Source organism: Acidovorax sp. M14 (assembly GCF_049331375.1).
Taxonomy (GTDB): domain Bacteria; phylum Pseudomonadota; class Gammaproteobacteria; order Burkholderiales; family Burkholderiaceae_C; genus Acidovorax.
The window spans coordinates 3,661,934-3,678,397 of sequence record NZ_CP186263.1 but is presented as its reverse complement, the minus strand read 5'-3'; the positions used below and the strand labels follow the sequence as shown (position 1 = coordinate 3,678,397).

10 protein-coding genes are annotated in these 16,464 nt (G+C 67.7%); all 10 read left to right on the top strand.

Annotation, left to right across the window (positions count from 1 at the left end; all coding sequences use genetic code 11):
* The first annotated feature begins 12 nt into the window (after window positions 1–12).
* The 10 genes from ACOYR4_RS17130 to ACOYR4_RS17085 all read left to right on the top strand — a co-directional run bounded on the left by ACOYR4_RS17130 (window position 13) and on the right by ACOYR4_RS17085 (window position 16,452).
* Window positions 13–1,371 (top strand): flavin-containing monooxygenase, encoded by a 1,359-nt coding sequence (locus tag ACOYR4_RS17130; RefSeq protein ID WP_422847430.1) that lies wholly within the window; start codon window positions 13–15, stop codon window positions 1,369–1,371.
* A 180-nt stretch (window positions 1,372–1,551) separates the two neighbouring features.
* Window positions 1,552–2,487, top strand: coding sequence for a bile acid:sodium symporter family protein (locus ACOYR4_RS17125; RefSeq protein ID WP_422847429.1), 936 nt, complete (start codon window positions 1,552–1,554; stop codon window positions 2,485–2,487).
* Entirely contained in the window at window positions 2,484–3,494 is a 1,011-nt protein-coding gene (locus ACOYR4_RS17120) for an SDR family oxidoreductase (RefSeq protein ID WP_422847428.1), read from the top strand. Before ACOYR4_RS17125 ends, ACOYR4_RS17120 begins: the two co-directional genes overlap by 4 nt.
* Window positions 3,491–4,408, top strand: coding sequence for an EamA family transporter (locus ACOYR4_RS17115; protein ID WP_422847427.1), 918 nt, complete (start codon window positions 3,491–3,493; stop codon window positions 4,406–4,408). Before ACOYR4_RS17120 ends, ACOYR4_RS17115 begins: the two co-directional genes overlap by 4 nt.
* 90 nt (window positions 4,409–4,498) lie before the next feature.
* Entirely contained in the window at window positions 4,499–5,068 is a 570-nt protein-coding gene (locus ACOYR4_RS17110; RefSeq protein WP_422847426.1) for an ABC transporter ATP-binding protein, read from the top strand.
* Window positions 5,069–5,197: 129 nt separating this feature from the next.
* Window positions 5,198–5,839 carry a LysE family translocator gene (locus ACOYR4_RS17105; RefSeq protein ID WP_422847425.1) on the top strand — a complete coding sequence of 214 codons (642 nt, stop codon included), beginning with the start codon at window positions 5,198–5,200 and terminating at the stop codon, window positions 5,837–5,839.
* A gap of 150 nt (window positions 5,840–5,989) precedes the next feature.
* On the top strand, window positions 5,990–7,774 hold the full coding sequence (locus ACOYR4_RS17100; RefSeq protein ID WP_422847424.1) for an efflux RND transporter periplasmic adaptor subunit: 1,785 nt from the start codon (window positions 5,990–5,992) through the stop codon (window positions 7,772–7,774).
* Window positions 7,775–7,828: 54 nt separating this feature from the next.
* Window positions 7,829–10,942 (top strand): MdtB/MuxB family multidrug efflux RND transporter permease subunit, encoded by a 3,114-nt coding sequence (locus tag ACOYR4_RS17095; protein ID WP_422847423.1) that lies wholly within the window; start codon window positions 7,829–7,831, stop codon window positions 10,940–10,942.
* A gap of 846 nt (window positions 10,943–11,788) precedes the next feature.
* Window positions 11,789–14,962: an efflux RND transporter permease subunit gene (locus tag ACOYR4_RS17090; protein WP_422847422.1), complete on the top strand. Its 3,174-nt coding sequence runs from the start codon at window positions 11,789–11,791 to the stop codon at window positions 14,960–14,962.
* Between the two features lie 59 nt (window positions 14,963–15,021).
* The gene (locus tag ACOYR4_RS17085; RefSeq protein WP_422849681.1) at window positions 15,022–16,452 is read left to right on the top strand and encodes an efflux transporter outer membrane subunit; all 1,431 of its coding nucleotides are present in this window, start codon (window positions 15,022–15,024) and stop codon (window positions 16,450–16,452) included.
* The last annotated feature ends 12 nt before the right edge of the window (window positions 16,453–16,464 follow it).

The following is a 16,464-nucleotide window of genomic DNA, read 5'->3' as shown; positions in this document are numbered from 1 at the left end:
AGAAAACAGCGAATGACGACAACAACAACGATGCCGGAGACAAGCCCTGCAACGCCCGCCGCGCAGGATCTGCGCGGCCACATCGCCCTCATCGGCGCGGGCCCCAGCGGGCTGGCCGCGGCGCGCAACCTGCAGAAGCTGGGTGTGCCTTTTCAGGGCTTTGAAGCGCACACCGATGTGGGAGGGCTGTGGAACATCGACAACCCGCGCAGCACCGTTTATGAATCGGCGCACCTGATTTCGAGCAAGCACACCACGGAGTTCACCGAGTTCCCCATGCGCCCCGAGGTGGCCGACTACCCAAGCCACCGGGACATGCGCCAGTATTTCTTCGACTTTGCAGAGCACTTTGGCCTGCGCCAGCACTACTGGTTTGGCACGCGCGTGCTCCGGGTCGAGCCGGTGGGCGAGGGCGCCGCGCCGCTATGGCGCGTGACGTGGACGCAGCACGGTGGCCCCGCGCAAACCGCAGAGTTCAAGGGCGTGGTCATTGCCAACGGCACGCTGGCCGAACCCAGCATGCCGCGCTTTGAGGGGCACTTTGACGGGGAGCTGCTGCACACCAGCGCCTACAAGAGTGCCGAGCTGTTCAAGGGCAAGCGTGTGCTGGTGGTGGGTGCGGGCAACTCGGGCTGCGACATTGCGGTGGACGCGGTGCACTACGCACGCAGCGTGGACATCTCGGTGCGGCGCGGCTATTACTTTGTGCCCAAGTACGTGTTCGGCAAGCCTGCAGACACGCTGGGCGGCAAGTTCAAGATGCCACCCTGGCTCAAGCAGAAGGTGGACAGCGTGGTGCTGCAATGGTTCACCGGCGACCCTGCGCGCTTTGGCCTGCCCAAGCCCGACTACAAGATGTACGAGTCGCACCCGGTGGTCAACTCGCTGGTGCTGCACCACCTGGGCCATGGCGACATCCACGTCAAGCCCGACATCGCGCGTTTGGAAGGCCACACGGTGCACTTCAAGGACGGCAGCGCGCAGGACTACGACCTGGTGCTCTGCGCTACCGGGTACAAGCTGCACTACCCCTTCATTGACCACAGCCTGCTCAACTGGCAGGGCATGGCACCGCAGCTCTACCTCAACATCCTCTCGCCCCGGTTCGACAACCTGGCTGTGATGGGCATGATCGAGGCCAGCGGCATCGGCTGGCAGGGGCGCTATGAACAGGCGGAGCTGGTGGCGCGCTTCTTCAAGGCGCAGGCCGAGGGCTCGCCGCGCGCCGAGGCCCTGCGCCAGGCCAAGTCCGGGCCGCCGCCCGATCTGTCGGGCGGCTTCAAGTACCTCCAGCTCGAACGCATGGCGTACTACGTGCACAAGGACACCTACCGCAACGCGGTGCGTGCTGCCGCCGCAGCCCTGGAATGAAAGCCCCCCTGAGGCGCTGCGCGCCTTCCCCCGCTCTCGCAGCGCTGCGCACTGCGGGCAAGGGGGCGACGCCCTCGCTGCGGGGCGGCCCTTGCTCGGCGTCCCGCGCTGTCGCTGCGACAGTTTCGTGCGTTGCGCGTTTCGCAATACGCGGTGAAGAACTGAAATCAAAGGTTATCTATGCTGCCTGTGGACGAAATACGCCTCAACTTCAACCCCGCGTCGCTGGTGGTGCTCAATGGGGTGCTGGGTTTTCTCATGTTCGGCATTGCGCTGGATACGCGCGTGGCCGACTTCAAGCGCGTGCTGCGCATGCCGGGTGTCATGGCGGTAGGCATTGCCGCGCAGTTCATCGTGCTGCCTGCGGTGACCTTTGTGCTCACGCTGCTGCTCAAGCCCGGGCCCAGCATCGCGCTGGGCATGATCCTGGTGGCCTGCTGCCCGCCCGGCAATGTGAGCAACATCCTCACCCACCGAGCGGGAGGCAATGTGGCGCTGTCGGTGTCGATGACGGCCATCTCCAACGCGCTGGCCATCGTGCTCATGCCGCTCAACTTTGCGTTCTGGGGCGGCATGCATCCCACAGCGGCGCCGCTGCTGCGCAGCATCGCGCTCGACCCGCTGGAAATGGCGGGGCACATCGTGGTCATCATCGGGCTGCCCTTTGTCCTGGGCATCCTGTGTGCCGAAAAGCTGCCGCGCCTCACGCAGCGCGTGAACAAGCCCGTGCGCATCCTCAGCTTTCTGTGCCTCATCGGCTTCATCGTGGGCGCGGTGGCGGGCAACTGGCGCTACTTTCTCGACTACGTGGGCCTGGTGCTGCTGGCTGTGGCACTGCACGATGCGCTGGCCTTCGGCACCGGCTACGCCTGCGCGCGGCTCAGTGGCTTGCCCGACTACGACCGGCGTGCGGTGAGCATTGAGGTGGGCATTCGCAATGCAGGCCTGGGCCTGGTGCTGATCTTCAGCTTCTTTGGCGGGCTGGGCGGCATGGCCGTGGTGGCGGGCGTGTGGGGCTTCTGGGACATCATCGCGGGGCTGACTTTGGCGAGCTGGTGGGGGCGCAGGCCTGCGCAGATACCGCCGGCCGACACCCTCCGGGAGCAGCGCACATGACCGGCGTAGTGTGGGAGAGCCGCCGCATTCTGGTCACCGGCGCAGACGGCTTTCTGGGCCGCAGCGTGGTGGCCGCACTGGCGCGTGAAGGGGTAGGGACTATCGTGGCGGCTGATGTGCGTGAGGTGCCCGCCGAGCGCCGCCTGCCCGGTGTGACCTACCGGGTGCAGGACGTGCGCGACCCTGCATTGGCGCAGACGCTGGCGGACCACGCCATCGACAGCGTGGTGCACCTGGCGTCCATCGTCACGCCCGGAAAGGGTTCCAGCCGCGAGTTTGAATATTCGGTGGACGTGCTGGGCAGCCAGAACGTGCTTCATGCCTGTGTGGCCACCGGCGTGAAGCAGCTGGTCGTCAGCTCCAGCGGCGCGGCGTACGGTTACCACGCTGACAACCCCGCATGGTTGCGCGAGACCGACGCGCTGCGGGGCAACGAGGTGTTTGCCTATTCACACCACAAGCGGCTGGTGGAAGAGATGCTGGCGCAATACCGCACGCAGCACCCGGGGCTGGCACAGACGGTGCTGCGCATCGGCACCATCCTGGGCGAGCGGGTGGACAACCAGATCACCGCCTTGTTTGAAAAGCCGCGCCTGCTCGCCATCCGGGGCAGCGAGAGCCCGTTTGTCTTCATCTGGGACGAAGACGTGACCGGCGCCATCCTGCATGCGCTGCGCACGCAGCGGGCGGGCTGCTTCAACCTGGCGGGCGATGGTGCCTTGCCCTTGCGCGAGATCGCCCGGCGCCTGGGCAAGCCCGTGCTGGAGCTGCCCGCCGGGCTGCTGCGCACCGCGCTGGCCGTGGGCTCCGCGCTCGGTGTCAGCCGCTACGGACCCGAGCAGCTCGACTTTTTGCGCTACCGGCCCGTGCTGCTGAACACAGCACTCAAGGAGGTGCTGGGCTATGTGCCCGGCAAGACCAGCGCCCAGGCGTTCGACGCCTTTGTCGCTGCCCGGGCGCGGCAGGGCCGTCCGGTGGCTGCGGGCGCTGCGGTGGCGGCAGCATGAGTGCGCCAGCGGCCTTGAGCCGTGGCGACCTGTTGCGCGCCCTGGCGGTGGTGGTCATCTGGGGGCTGAACTTTGTGGTGATGAAGCTCGGCCTGCAAGGCCTGAGCCCCATGCTGCTGGGCGCGCTGCGCTTTACGGCGGCATCGTTGCCCTTTTTGCTCTTCGTGCCGCGCCCGGCTTTGCCCTGGCGCTTTGTGGTGGGCTACGGGCTGGCGCAGGGGCTGGGGCAGTTCGGCTTTCTGTTTCTGGGCCTGCAGCTGGGCATGACGGCGGGCATGGCGTCGGTGGTGATGCAGACCCAGGCGTTCTTCACCTTGTTGCTGGCTGCGCCGTTGCTGGGGGAGCGCGCCAAGCCCTGGCAGTGGGGCGGCTTGTTGCTGGCGTTCGGCGGCTTGATGACCATCGGCCTCGCGCATGGCGAGGGGCCGGGCCAGATGACGCTGGCGGGGTTTGTACTCACCCTCGGCGCCGCATTTATGTGGGCGGTGTCCAATCTGGTGGCACGCCGCGCGGCGCAGGCTGGGGCGTATGCGCCGTTTCCGTTCATCGTATGGAGCAGCGTGGTGCCCATCGGGCCGTTTTTTGCGCTTGCTTGGTGGAGCGATGGCTCCGCCGCCGTGTGGGCACAGCTGCAGTCTTTGAATGGCACGGGGTTGCTGGCCGTGGCCTACCTGGCCTTTTTGGCCACCTTGCTGGCCTACACGCTGTGGACGCAGCTGCTGCAACGCCATGCGGCGGGACGGGTCACGCCGTTTTCGCTGCTGGTGCCGGTGGTGGGGCTGTGGGCGGCCTATGCCTTTCTGGGTGAAACGCCTGCGCCTGTGCAGTGGGCGGGTGCGGCTGCGGTGCTCTGTGGGCTGGTGGTGAACCAGGTGGGGGGCTTGTGGTGGGCCCGCCGTGCCGCAGCTTCCTAGAATGGCTGCTTTCCGCGTCGAGGAGGCATGGTGGCTGAGAGCGCGTTTTTGTGGGTAAAAGGGTTGCGGTTTGCATACCCGGAGTGTGCGGTGCTGGACAACCTGTCGCTGGCCTGGCCCCCGGGTCTGGCTTTGGTGCGCGGTGATGAAAGCACCGGCAAAACCACGCTGCTGCGAGTGCTGGCTGGTGAACTGATAGCGCAGGCCGGCAGCATCACGCTGCAAGGGGTGGACCTGAACCCAGCCGCCAAGGCCTCGGCACCACTCGTCTTCTGGGCGGACCCGCGATCCAGCGAGTGGGACCCGTTCACGGCTCGGGGTTGGCTCGACAGCCTGCCCGCGCGCTACCCCCTGTGGGATGCGGCAGCCCTGATGGAGCACATCGACGGGTTCAGCCTGCACGAGCATCTGGACAAGCCTTTTTATGCCCTGTCTACCGGCAGCAAGCGCAAGGTGCTCATGGCAGGGGCCTTGGCCTCGAATGCACCACTGACCTTGATCGACGAGCCGGTGGGAGGGCTGGACAAACCTTCCGTCCGTTACCTCGCGCAGGCACTGGCGTCGCAGGCGGACCGATCAGACCGCCTGACCGTGGTGGCGCACTACGAAGCCCTGCCCGATGTGCCCTGGGACTCGGTGCTGGACCTGGAGCGGTTGTAAGGCGCTCTAAGGTGGTCGATGGCGCCTTGGGGGCATGTGCCCTGGGGGCGGTTGTGTCGGCAAGGTCTGCCGTAGACTGCAGCGCTGACCGTTTCCTCTCAAACTGCCTCACCCTGCAAGGACCGCACCATGGATGCGCTGCTATTTGTTCCAGTTGCCATCGCCATTTCGCTCACCCCTGGGCCCAACAACTTTTGTGGCCTCAACAACGGCATCCGTGCAGGCGTGGGCCCTGCGCTGATCGCCACGGTGGGCCGCGCAGCGGCGTTTGCCATTTTTCTGACGGTGTCTGCGGTGGGGCTGGGCGCGATGCTGCTGGCGTCCGAGGCGGCATTCACGGCGGTGAAGTGGGTGGGCGCCGCCTACCTGTTCTGGCTGGGCTGGAAGGCCTGGCACAGCCGCGAGTTCAGCGGCCTGGCACTGGATGATGCGCCCAGCGGTGCCCTGGCATCGGGCCAGCCAGCGCAGTTCTCTCTGCGTGCGCTCATCACCCAGGAGTTTCTGCTGGGCATCACCAACCCCAAAGCCATCATCCTGTTCGCAGCGATCTTTCCGCAGTTCATCGACCCCGCGCAGCCTGCAGCGCGCCAGTTTCTGGTGCTTGGCTCCATCTATCTGGGCAGCGAATTCGTGTCGACCGCTGTGTATGCCAGCTTCGGGCGCCAGATCCGCCGCTTCATCCGCACTTCGCGCGGCGTGGCCCGGCTGAACAAGGCCACGGGCGGTTTCTTCATGGGCGCTGGTGGCCTTCTGCTGGCCACCAACCGCTGATTTCGAGCCCCGGGCGGGGCTGAGCCGATACATCGGTAAACCCCGCCCAAAGCGCGCGTAAATCCCCGGTAAAGGGGGCCTGCCGGACGGCAGCCCCGGGGGATGCGCTGGCTACCATACCCCTTCGCTCATTCCTGGTTGCGCCCCACCATGCCCCTGAACCGTTCGTTTGCCCGTCCACAGAGGCCCGCACAATTACAGTCCGGCAAGCTGCGTTGGACCTCCGCGTTGTTGATGGCCGCCATTGCGCTGGCGGCGGTGGGAGGTGGTGCCTGGTGGTGGAAGCAGCGCCAGGATGCAGCGGCTGCGGCCACCGCTGGTGGTGCCGCCACGGGCACGAACGCGGCGCGCAGGCCGGGCGGCGGCCCCGGGCGCTTTGGCGGCGGCAACGTGCAGCCCGTGTCGGTGGGCACCGTGCAGCGGGGCGATGTGCGGGTGGTGGTGAGCGCCATCGGCACCATGAGCGCCCGCGCCACCGCCGTGGTGCGCGCCAAGGTGAGCGGTGAGCTGACGTCGGTGCGCTTCAAGGAAGGCGACGAGGTGCGTGCAGGCCAGGTGCTGGCCGAGATCGATGCGCGCAGCTACCAGGCTGCGCTGTCGCAGGCCCAGGGGACGCTGCAGCGCGACCAGGCGCTGCTCAAGAATGCGCAGCTCGACCTCAAGCGGTATCAGGACCTGCTGGCGCGCGATTCCATCGCCAGCCAGCAGGTGGACACCCAGGCCGCACTGGTGCGCCAGCTGGAAGGCACCGTGGCCTCGGACCAGGCGCAGGTCGATGCCGCGCGCCTGCAACTGAGCTACACCCAGGTCACTGCACCCTTTGCGGGTCGGCTGGGCCTGCGCCAGGCGGACAAAGGCAACGTGGTGGGGCCGAGCGATGCGAACGGCATCGTCACCATCAACCAGGTGCGGCCCATCGATGCCGCGTTCTCCGTGCCCGAGGCGCACCTGCCCCAGATGCGCCGCCGCATGGCCGCTGGCGAGGAACTGCCCGTGGAGCTGTGGGATCGCGACAGCCGCCGCCAGCTGGCCAAGGGCCGCGTGGTGGCGCTGGACAACGCCATCGACAGCACCACCGGCACCATCAAGGTCAAGGCCGCTTTTGCCAATGAAGACGGCGCCTTGTACCCCAACCAGTTCGTCAATGTGCGCCTGCAGGTCAACCTGCTCCAGGGCGTGCTGACCGTGCCGGCTACGTCCGTGCAGAACAACTATGTCTACCTGGTGCAGGAAGACAGCACCGTGACCCAGCGCCGCATCCGCGTGGGCGTGACCGATGGCGACCGCGTGAGCGTCGAAGGCGAGCTGCGCGAGGGCGAGCAGGTGGTCACGGACGGCATCGACCGCCTGCGCGAAGGCGCCAAGGTCGCCGTCATCGATGCCGGTGCCGTCACCCGCGCCGACCAGGCGGCCCAGGACCAGGCCGCGCAGCGCCGTGCGTTTATCGCATCGCTGCCCCCCGATGTGCGTGAAAAGCTGCAGAAGATGAGCCCCGAAGAGCGCCGCGCCTTCTTGCGCGAGCGGCGAGCGCAGACGGGCGCGAGCGGCGCAGCGGCTCCAGCGTCGGCGGCGTCTGCTGCAGCCTCTTCGGCGTCGGGTGTGGGTGCTCCCGGCGCTGCCCCGGCGTCCGCCCCGCAGGCCTCTGCAGCGCCACAACAGCAGCGCAGCGAAGCACCACCCAGAGCAGCTGCACCGCAAGCATCCCCAGGCGCTGCACCGCCTGCACCGCATGCAGCCCCCGCAGCGCCTGCAGACCGTAGCCCTGAACCCCCGCGGGGCATCCCTCCGCAGGTGAAGGCACTGCTGGACCAGATGCCCGCCGACGAGCGCGCCCGCGTGATGGCAATGCCGCAGGAGGAGCGCCGTGCCTACATCCGCGAGCGGCTGCAACAGCAGCCGCCGTCCCAGGGTGGCGCAGCCAGCCCGGCGCGCTGAGCGCAGCGGCACCCCGGTTTCTCCCCTGCCTGTCTTGCCAGCGCACCCGCCGCCATGAACCTGTCGCGCCTTTTCATCCTGCGCCCCATCGCCACCGCGCTGCTGATGGTGGCGATCCTGATCGCGGGGCTGATGGCCTACCGGCTGCTGCCCACCTCGGCCCTGCCCGAGGTGGACTACCCCACCATCCAGGTCACCACGCTGTACCCGGGCGCGAGCCCCGACGTGATGACCTCCAACGTCACGGCCCCGCTGGAGCGGCAGTTCGGGCAGATGCCGGGGCTGTCGCAAATGTCGTCCACCAGCTCGGGCGGGGCTTCGGTGATCACGCTGCGTTTTGCGCTCGACATGGCGCTGGACGTGGCCGAGCAGCAGGTGCAGGCGGCCATCAACGCGGGCAGCAACCTGCTGCCCAGCGACCTGCCCATGCCCCCGCTGTACAGCAAGGTCAACCCCGCCGATGCGCCCATCCTCACGCTGGCCATCACCTCGCCCTCGCTGCCCGTGATCCGCGTGAACGACTTGGTGGAAAACCGCCTGGCACCCAAGCTCTCGCAGGTGCAGGGCGTGGGCCTGGTGGCGATTGCGGGCGGCCGCCGCCCGGCTGTGCGCATCCAGGCCAACCCCACGGCATTGGCGCAGCTGGGCCTCACGCTGGAGGACGTGCGCACCTCCATCGCAGCCGCCAACGTCAAGCAGGCCAAGGGAGGCTTCGACGGCCCGGCCCGTGCATCCACCATCGATGCCAACGACCAGCTGCAGTCGGCGGCTGAATACCGCGACCTCATCATCGCCTTCAAGAATGGCGCCCCCGTGCGCCTGAAGGACGTGGCCGACACGGTGGACGATGCCGAGAACACGCGCCTTGCCGCCTGGGCGGGCACGGCTGACACGGGCGCCAAGCCCGGCGTGATCCTCAACATCCGCCGCCAGCCCGGCGCCAACGTGATCGACACGGTAGACCGCATCAAGGCCCTGCTGCCGCAGCTGCAAAGCACCTTGCCCGCGTCGCTGGATGTGCAGGTGCTGACGGACCGCACGGTGACGGTGCGCGCCTCGGTGCGCGACATGCAGGTGGAGCTGGGCCTGGCCGTGCTGTTGGTGGTGGCGGTGATCTTTGTCTTCCTGCGCAGCCCGTCGGCCACGCTGATCCCGAGCGTGGCCGTGCCGCTGTCGCTCATCGGCACCTGTGGGGTGATGTACCTCGCGGGGTTCTCCATCAACAACCTCACGCTGATGGCGCTGACCATCTCCACCGGCTTTGTGGTGGACGATGCCATCGTGATGATCGAGAACATTGCCCGCTATGTGGAAGAGGGCGAGGCACCCCTCGCGGCTGCGCTCAAGGGCTCGCAGCAGATCGGCTTCACCATCATCTCGCTCACCATCTCGCTGATCGCCGTGCTGATCCCGCTGCTGTTCATGGGCGATGTGGTGGGCCGGCTGTTCCACGAGTTCGCCATCACGCTGGCCGTGTCCATCCTGATCTCGGCCGTGGTGTCGCTCACGCTCACGCCCATGCTGTGCGCGCGCCTGCTGCGCCACACGCCCGAGGAGAGCCACGGCCGCCTGTACCGCGCCACAGGCCATTTCTTTGACCGCACCATCGCGGGCTATGGCCGCATGCTGGGCTGGGTGCTGAACCACCGGGGCACCACCTGGCTGGTGTTTGCGGCCACGCTGGCGCTCACCGTGGTGCTGTACCTGTTCATCCCCAAGGGCTTCTTTCCGGTGCAGGACACCGGCACGCTGCAGGCCACCACCGAGGCCGACCAGTCGATCTCGTTTGCCGGCATGGCAGAGCGCCAGCAGGCTGTGGCCGAGCGGCTGCTGCAAGACCCCGCCGTGCGCAGCGTGTCGTCGTTCATTGGTGTCGATGGCGCCAACACCACGCTCAACACCGGTCGCCTGTTGATCGACCTGCAACCCCATGCAGACCGCGACAAGGCCGATGTGGTGCAGCAGCGCCTGGCTGAGCGTGTGCAGAACCTGCCGGGCATTCGCCTGTTCATCCAGCCCGTGCAGGACCTGACCATCGAAGACCGGGTGGCGCGCACGCAATACCAGTGGCTGCTGTCGTCGCCCGACATGCAGCAGCTGACCACCAGCACCACCGAGCTGCTGCGCCGCCTGCGCGCCTTGCCCGAGCTGACCGATGTGGCCAGCGACCTGCAGGACCAGGGCCGCCAGGCTTATGTGCAAATCGACCGCGCCCAGGCCAGCCGCCTGGGCGTGACGGTGGCGGGCATTGATGCGGCGCTGTACAACGCCTTTGGCCAGCGGCTGATCTCGACCATCTTCACCCAGTCCAACCAGTACCGCGTGGTGCTGGAGGTGGCGCCGCAGTTCAAGGTGGGGCCCGAGGCGCTGCAGAGCATCTATGTGCCCTCCAGCGTGGGGGCGCCGGTGCCGCTGTCGTCGGTGGCGCGCATCGAGGAGCGCAACATGCCGCTGGTGGTCAACCACGTGGGCCAGTTGCCCGCCGCCACGATTTCCTTCAACACCGCGCCGGGCGTGTCGCTGGGCAACGCCGTGGCCGCCATTGAGCGCGAGAAGGCGGCTGTGCAGGCCGAGGGGCAGTTGCCGCTGTCGGTGGAGACAAGTTTCCAGGGCGCGGCGCTGGCGTTCCAGGCGTCGCTGTCGAACACGCTACTGCTGATTCTGGCGGCGGTGGTCACCATGTACATCGTGCTGGGCGTGCTGTACGAGAGCACGGTTCACCCGGTCACGATCTTGTCCACACTGCCCTCGGCCGGGGTGGGCGCACTGCTGGCGTTGATGGCGGCGCGGCTGGACCTGGACATCATTGCCATCATCGGCATCGTGCTGCTGATCGGCATCGTGAAGAAGAACGCGATCATGATGATCGACTTTGCGCTCGAGGCGCAGCGGGACGAGGGCTTGAGTGCGCGCGATGCGATTTATCAGGCGTGTCTGTTGCGATTCCGGCCGATTCTGATGACGACGTTGGCGGCGTTGCTGGGGGCGTTGCCGATGATGTTGGGGACGGGTGTGGGCAGTGAGCTTCGGCATCCGCTGGGGGTGACGATGGTGGGGGGGCTGATCCTGAGTCAGTTGCTCACGCTGTTTACGACGCCGGTGATTTACCTCACGTTTGAGGGGTGGGCGCAGCGGTGGCGTGGGCGTTCCGAGGTCGTGAATGCCTGAAGCGTTGGCCCTTATGAATAGCGTGCTTGGTTTGAGCGCGGGAGCCGGGTTGTCGCCCCGGCGGGCGAGGTACTTTTCTTTGCTTCGCCAAAGAAAAGTACCCAAAAGAAAGGCGACCCCCAGTCTGCGACCCCTGCGCTTCGCTACGGGGCAAACCTGCGTCGTGTCGGTTGCGGGGTGCGCCGTGGAACTCACTGCGCTGCGTTGCAGCTTCGTTCAGACATCCACGGCGAGTCAGAGCACGAAGCATGGGCGCTGCGACGCCCATGCCACCCCCCAACCGCCCCGCCGCAGGCGCAGCCAGCAGGGGTGGGACATCCGAACAGCCGAACAGCCAACATCCATTCGGGCCATTGCTGCGCTCGGCATCGTCTCGCGGGCGCAAGCGCCACGCGCTGCGCAAGCTGGGCCGAGCGAAGCAAAGGCCCGTGGGGATGTTTGGTTCCCCACTCCCCTCTGGATGCGCCGAGGAGCGCAGCGGGCGGGGTGGCGCGTGTGCCGCAGGACACACGCGCTTCGTGAACTGACTCGCTGCGGCTGTTTGAGCGGAGCGCGTCAGCGCGCAGAGAGTTCCGCAGCGCACACCGCCCGCGAGCACCGCAGGTTGCCCCGTAGCGAAGCGCAGGGGACGCAGACAGTGGGGTCGCCTTTCTTTTGGGTACTTTTCTTTGGCGAAGCAAAGAAAAGTGCCTCGCCTGCCGGGCGACTCCCGGCCTCCGCCCTCGAAACCAGCACGCGGCCAAATCAACGCACAAAAACCAACACTACAAAAACAATAGCTACCAGCGCATATCCCACTAGCGCACCCAGCCAAAAACACCAAAAAACCGCCCGGAGAGCCCACCCATGAGCCTCTCCACCCCCTTCATACACCGCCCCATCGGCACCATGCTCCTCACCCTGGGCCTGGCCCTGGCGGGTGCCGTGTCGTTCTTCCTGCTGCCCGTGGCGCCGCTGCCGCAGGTGGACTACCCCACCATCTCGGTCAGCGCCAGCCTGCCCGGTGCCAGCCCCGACACCATGGCCGCCACCGTCGCCACGCCGTTGGAGCGCTCGCTGGGCGCGATTGCGGGCGTCACCGAGATCACCTCGCGCTCCATCCTGGGCAGCACCTCCATCACGCTGCAGTTCGACCTGGACCGCAACGTGGACAGCGCCGCGCGCGATGTGCAGGCCGCCATCAACGCTGCGCGCACGCTGCTGCCCACGGGCATGCCCAGCAACCCGACCTACCGCAAGGTCAACCCGGCCGATTCGCCCATCATGATCCTGGCGCTCACGTCGGACCTGCTCACCCGCGGGCAGATGTACGACGCGGCCTCTACCGTGCTGGCGCAAAAGCTCTCGCAGGTCGAGGGGGTGGGTCAGGCCACGGTGAGCGGCGGCGCGCTGCCCGCCGTGCGGGTCGAGCTGGACCCGGTGCGGCTCGCGTCCAACGGCATCTCGCTGGAGCAGGTGCGCAGCGCCATCGTCAGCACCAACGCCAACCGCCCGCTGGGCGCGGTGGAGCGGGAGGACCACTACTGGCAGGTGGCCACCAACGACCAGGCCCGCGTGGCGGCCGACTACGCGCCCCTGGTGCTGCGCTGGAAGAACGGACAGGCCGTGCGCCTGCAGGACGTGGCCGATGTGGTGGATTCGGTGCAGGACGTGCGCAACTTTGGTGTGGCCAACGGCAAGCCGGCGGTGCTGCTGCAGGTCTACAAGCAGCCTGGCGCCAACATCCTCGAAGCCGTGGAGCGCGTGCGCTCGCTGCTGCCCGCGCTGCAGGCGTCCATCCCGGCGGCCATCGACATCGAGGTGGTGTCCGACCGCACACCCACGCTGCGTGCGTCGGTCAAGGAGGTAGAGCGTGCACTGCTGATTGCCGTGGCGCTGGTGGTGCTGGTGGTGTTCCTGTTCTTGCGCAACGGGCGTGCCACGCTCATCCCCAGCGTGGCGGTGCCGGTGTCGCTGGCCGGCACGTTTGGCGTGATGTATCTGGCGGGTTATACGCTCGACAACCTCTCGCTCATGGCGCTCACCGTGGCCACGGGCTTTGTCGTGGACGACGCCATCGTGGTGCTGGAGAACATCATGCGCCACATGGAGCGGGGCAAGACCGCGCTGCGGGCGTCGCTGGACGGCGCGCGCGAGATCGGCTTCACCGTGGTGTCGATGAGTATCTCGCTGATTGCGGTGTTCGTGCCCATCTTGTTCATGGGTGGCATCGTGGGGCGGTTTTTCCGCGAGTTCGCCATCGTCATGTCCTCGGCCATCCTGGTGTCGATGGTGGTGTCGCTCACCACCACGCCCATGATGTGTGCAGCGCTGCTCAAGCACCACAGCCCGGCCCCGGCGCGGCGCAGGGGCTGGGCGGCAGCCCTCAGCCATCGGATCGGTCGCTGGGTAGACCGTCTCCAGGTGCGGGGCATGCGCCTGTACCGCCGCAGCCTGGCCTGGTGCCTGCGCCACCAGCCCGTGGCCTTGCTGGCGCTGGCGTGTGTGGTGGGGCTCAACGTGTATCTCTACACCGCCATCGACAAGGGTTTCATGCCCGAGCAGGACACCGGGCGCATCTCGGGCTTCATCCGGGCCGACCAGGCCACGTCCTACCAGGCCATGGAGCAGCGGCTGCAGCGTTTCCTGTCCATCGTGCAGGCCGACCCGGCTGTGGAGCATGTGACCGGCTTCACGGGGGGCTGGCAGCGCAATGCGGCGCAGATGTTCATGACCCTCAAGCGCGGGCCCGGGCAGGAGAGTTCCGAGGCCGTGATAACGCGGCTGCGCGAGCAGCTCAAGAACGAGCCGGGCGCGCGCCTGTTCCTGGTGCCCCAGCGCGACATCCGCATTGGTGGGCGGCAGAGCGGTGCGTCCTTCGACTACACCCTGCAGGCCGACGACATTGGCGACCTGCGCACCTGGGAGCCGCGCATCCGCCAGGTGCTGAGCCAGCTGCCCGAGCTGGAGGACGTGAACAGCGACGTGCAGGACTTTGGGCTGCAGACCTCGCTGGTCATCGACCGTGATGCGGTCACGCGTCTGGGCCTGACCATGGCGCAGATCGATGCCACGCTGAACAACGCCTTCGGCCAGCGCCAGGTGGGCGTGATCTACAACCCGCTCAACCAGTACCGCGTGGTGATGGAGGCCGCACCGCGCTACCTGCAGAACCCCGAGACGCTGCGCGGCTTCTTCTTCGTCAACAGCCAGGGGCAGCAGATTCCGCTCACGGCGTTTGCGCGCATCACCACCACCAACACGCCGCTGTCGGTCAACCACGACCGGGGCACGCCCGCCAGCAGCATCAGCTTCAGCCTGGCGCCGGGGGTGTCGCTGTCGCAGGCCACCGAGGCCGTGAACAACGCGGTGGCCGAGCTGGGCGTGCCAGTGTCGGTGCGCGGTTCGTTCAGCGGTACGGCGGGGGCGTTTCAGGACGCGCTGGCGGGACAGCCGCTGCTGATCCTGGCGGCCATCATCACCATCTACCTGGTACTGGGCATGTTGTACGAGAGCCTGGTGCACCCCATCACCATCCTGTCCACGCTGCCGTCTGCGGGTGTGGGCGCGTTGCTGGCGCTCATGCTGTTCAAGACGGAGTTCTCGCTCATCGCGCTCATTGGCGTGATCCTGCTGATCGGCATCGTGAAGAAGAACGCGATCATGATGATCGACTTTGCCCTCACGCGGCAACGCCAGCAGGGCGAGCCGGGCCGGGCGCCCGTCACTGCAGCGCAGGCCATCTACCGCGCATGCAACCTGCGGCTGCGCCCCATTCTGATGACCACCGTGGCCGCCATCTTTGGGGCCCTGCCACTGGCACTGGGGCGGGGCGATGGTGCCGAGCTGCGCCAGCCGCTGGGCATTGCGATTGTGGGCGGCCTGCTGGTAAGCCAGTGGCTCACGCTCTACACCACGCCGGTGGTCTATGTGGCGCTCGACCGGCTGCGTGCGCGCGCGCTGCGTGCCGTGCAGCGGCGCCGCAAGCCAGCAGGCGCCGTACCTGCAGGCCCGGTGGTATTGCAAGGAAACGACGGATGACCTCTTTCATTTTTTCACGCCAGGTCACCTGGCCTGCGGCGCATGTCAGCCGGGCTGCCATGCCTGCGTTGCTGGCCAGCGGCCTGTGGCTTGCGGGCTGCGCGCAGACGCCGCCGTACGAGCGGCCCGCCATGGACATTCCGGCCGCCTACAAAGAGCAGGCCGCCGCCCAGACCCAGGGCATCTGGAAGCCCGCGCAGCCGCAGGCCTCCACGGCTCCGCCCGAGACCTGGTGGACCGTGTACGGCGACGCCGTGCTGGACCGCCTGCAGCAGCAGGCCGAGGCCAACAGCCCCACCCTGGCGCAAAGCGCCGCCCGCCTGCGCGCGGCCCAGGCAGCCGTGACCAGCAGTGGCGCAGCGGCCTTGCCCACCGTGGGGGCCAATGCCAGCAGCAGCCGTGCCCGCAGCGGCACACAGCTGTCCAGCCAGGGCGACGGTAGCAGCACCGCCCGCATCAGCACCAGCCATTCGCTGGGCCTTACCGCCAGCTGGGAGCTGGACCTGTGGGGGCGCGTCTCCGCCGGGGTGAGTGCGGCCCAGGCCAGCGCCCAGGCCAGCGCCGACGATCTGGCCGCTGCGCGCCTGTCGCTGCAGGCGGCCGTGGCGCAGACGTATTTTTCACTGCGTGCAGCCGAGGCACAGGCGGCGCTGCTGGGCGAGACGCTCAAGGCCTACGACCGCAGCTGGGAGCTGACGCGCAACCGCCAGGCGGCGGGTGTGGCCTCCAGCGCCGATGTGGCGCAGGCCGAGGCGCAGTACAAGTCCACCCAGGTGCAACTGCTGGAGGCCCAAACCACGCGCAGCCAGTTGGAGCACGCGCTGGCCGCGCTGCTGGGGCAGGCGCCTGCCGCCTTTGCGCTGGAGCCCACCGCTGCGCTGCCCGCACCGGCCGATGTGCCCCAGGCCCTGCCGTCCGACCTGCTGCAGCGGCGACCGGATATTGCTGCTGCAGAACGCCGCGTGGCGGCGGCCAACGCTCAGATTGGCGTGGTGCGCGCGGCGTATTTCCCCACGCTCACGCTGTCGGCAGCGGGCGGATACCGGGGGGCGCCGCTGGCGGATCTGTTCAGCGCGCCCAACCTGTTCTGGTCGCTGGGGCCGGCGCTGGCGGCGTCGATTTTTGATGGCGGCGCGCGCAGTGCGGCCGTTGAGACGGCCCGTGCCAACCACGCGCAGGTCACGGCCGCCTACCGCCAGACGGTGCTGACCGCGCTGCAGGAGGTGGAGGACAACCTCACGGCCGCTGCTGCGCTGGCGCAGGAGGAACAACTGCAGCGCGAGGCCACCGCCGCCGCCCAGCGTGCGCTGGAGGTGGTGGAGAACCAGTACCGTGCAGGCACCGTGGGCTACCTGAATGTGCTGGCGGCCCAGACCACCGTGCTGTCGTCGCAGCGCAGCCTGATCGACGTGAAAAGCCGCCGCCTGACGGCCGTGAATGCGCTGCTGAAGAACGTGGCCGGGCGCTGGGAGGCGCTGCCGCCCGCTTGAAGCCCGCGTCAA

Bases quoted from the DNA above. Each gene is read 5' to 3' on its own strand.
- ACOYR4_RS17130 (WP_422847430.1), top strand. From the start codon at position 13: ATGACGACAACAACAACGATGCCGGAGACAAGCCCTGCAACGCCCGCC.
- ACOYR4_RS17125 (WP_422847429.1), top strand. From the start codon at position 1,552: ATGCTGCCTGTGGACGAAATACGCCTCAACTTCAACCCCGCGTCGCTG.
- ACOYR4_RS17120 (WP_422847428.1), top strand. From the start codon at position 2,484: ATGACCGGCGTAGTGTGGGAGAGCCGCCGCATTCTGGTCACCGGCGCA.
- ACOYR4_RS17115 (WP_422847427.1), top strand. From the start codon at position 3,491: ATGAGTGCGCCAGCGGCCTTGAGCCGTGGCGACCTGTTGCGCGCCCTG.
- ACOYR4_RS17105 (WP_422847425.1), top strand. From the start codon at position 5,198: ATGGATGCGCTGCTATTTGTTCCAGTTGCCATCGCCATTTCGCTCACC.
- ACOYR4_RS17100 (WP_422847424.1), top strand. From the start codon at position 5,990: ATGCCCCTGAACCGTTCGTTTGCCCGTCCACAGAGGCCCGCACAATTA.
- ACOYR4_RS17095 (WP_422847423.1), top strand. From the start codon at position 7,829: ATGAACCTGTCGCGCCTTTTCATCCTGCGCCCCATCGCCACCGCGCTG.
- ACOYR4_RS17090 (WP_422847422.1), top strand. From the start codon at position 11,789: ATGAGCCTCTCCACCCCCTTCATACACCGCCCCATCGGCACCATGCTC.
- ACOYR4_RS17085 (WP_422849681.1), top strand. From the start codon at position 15,022: ATGCCTGCGTTGCTGGCCAGCGGCCTGTGGCTTGCGGGCTGCGCGCAG.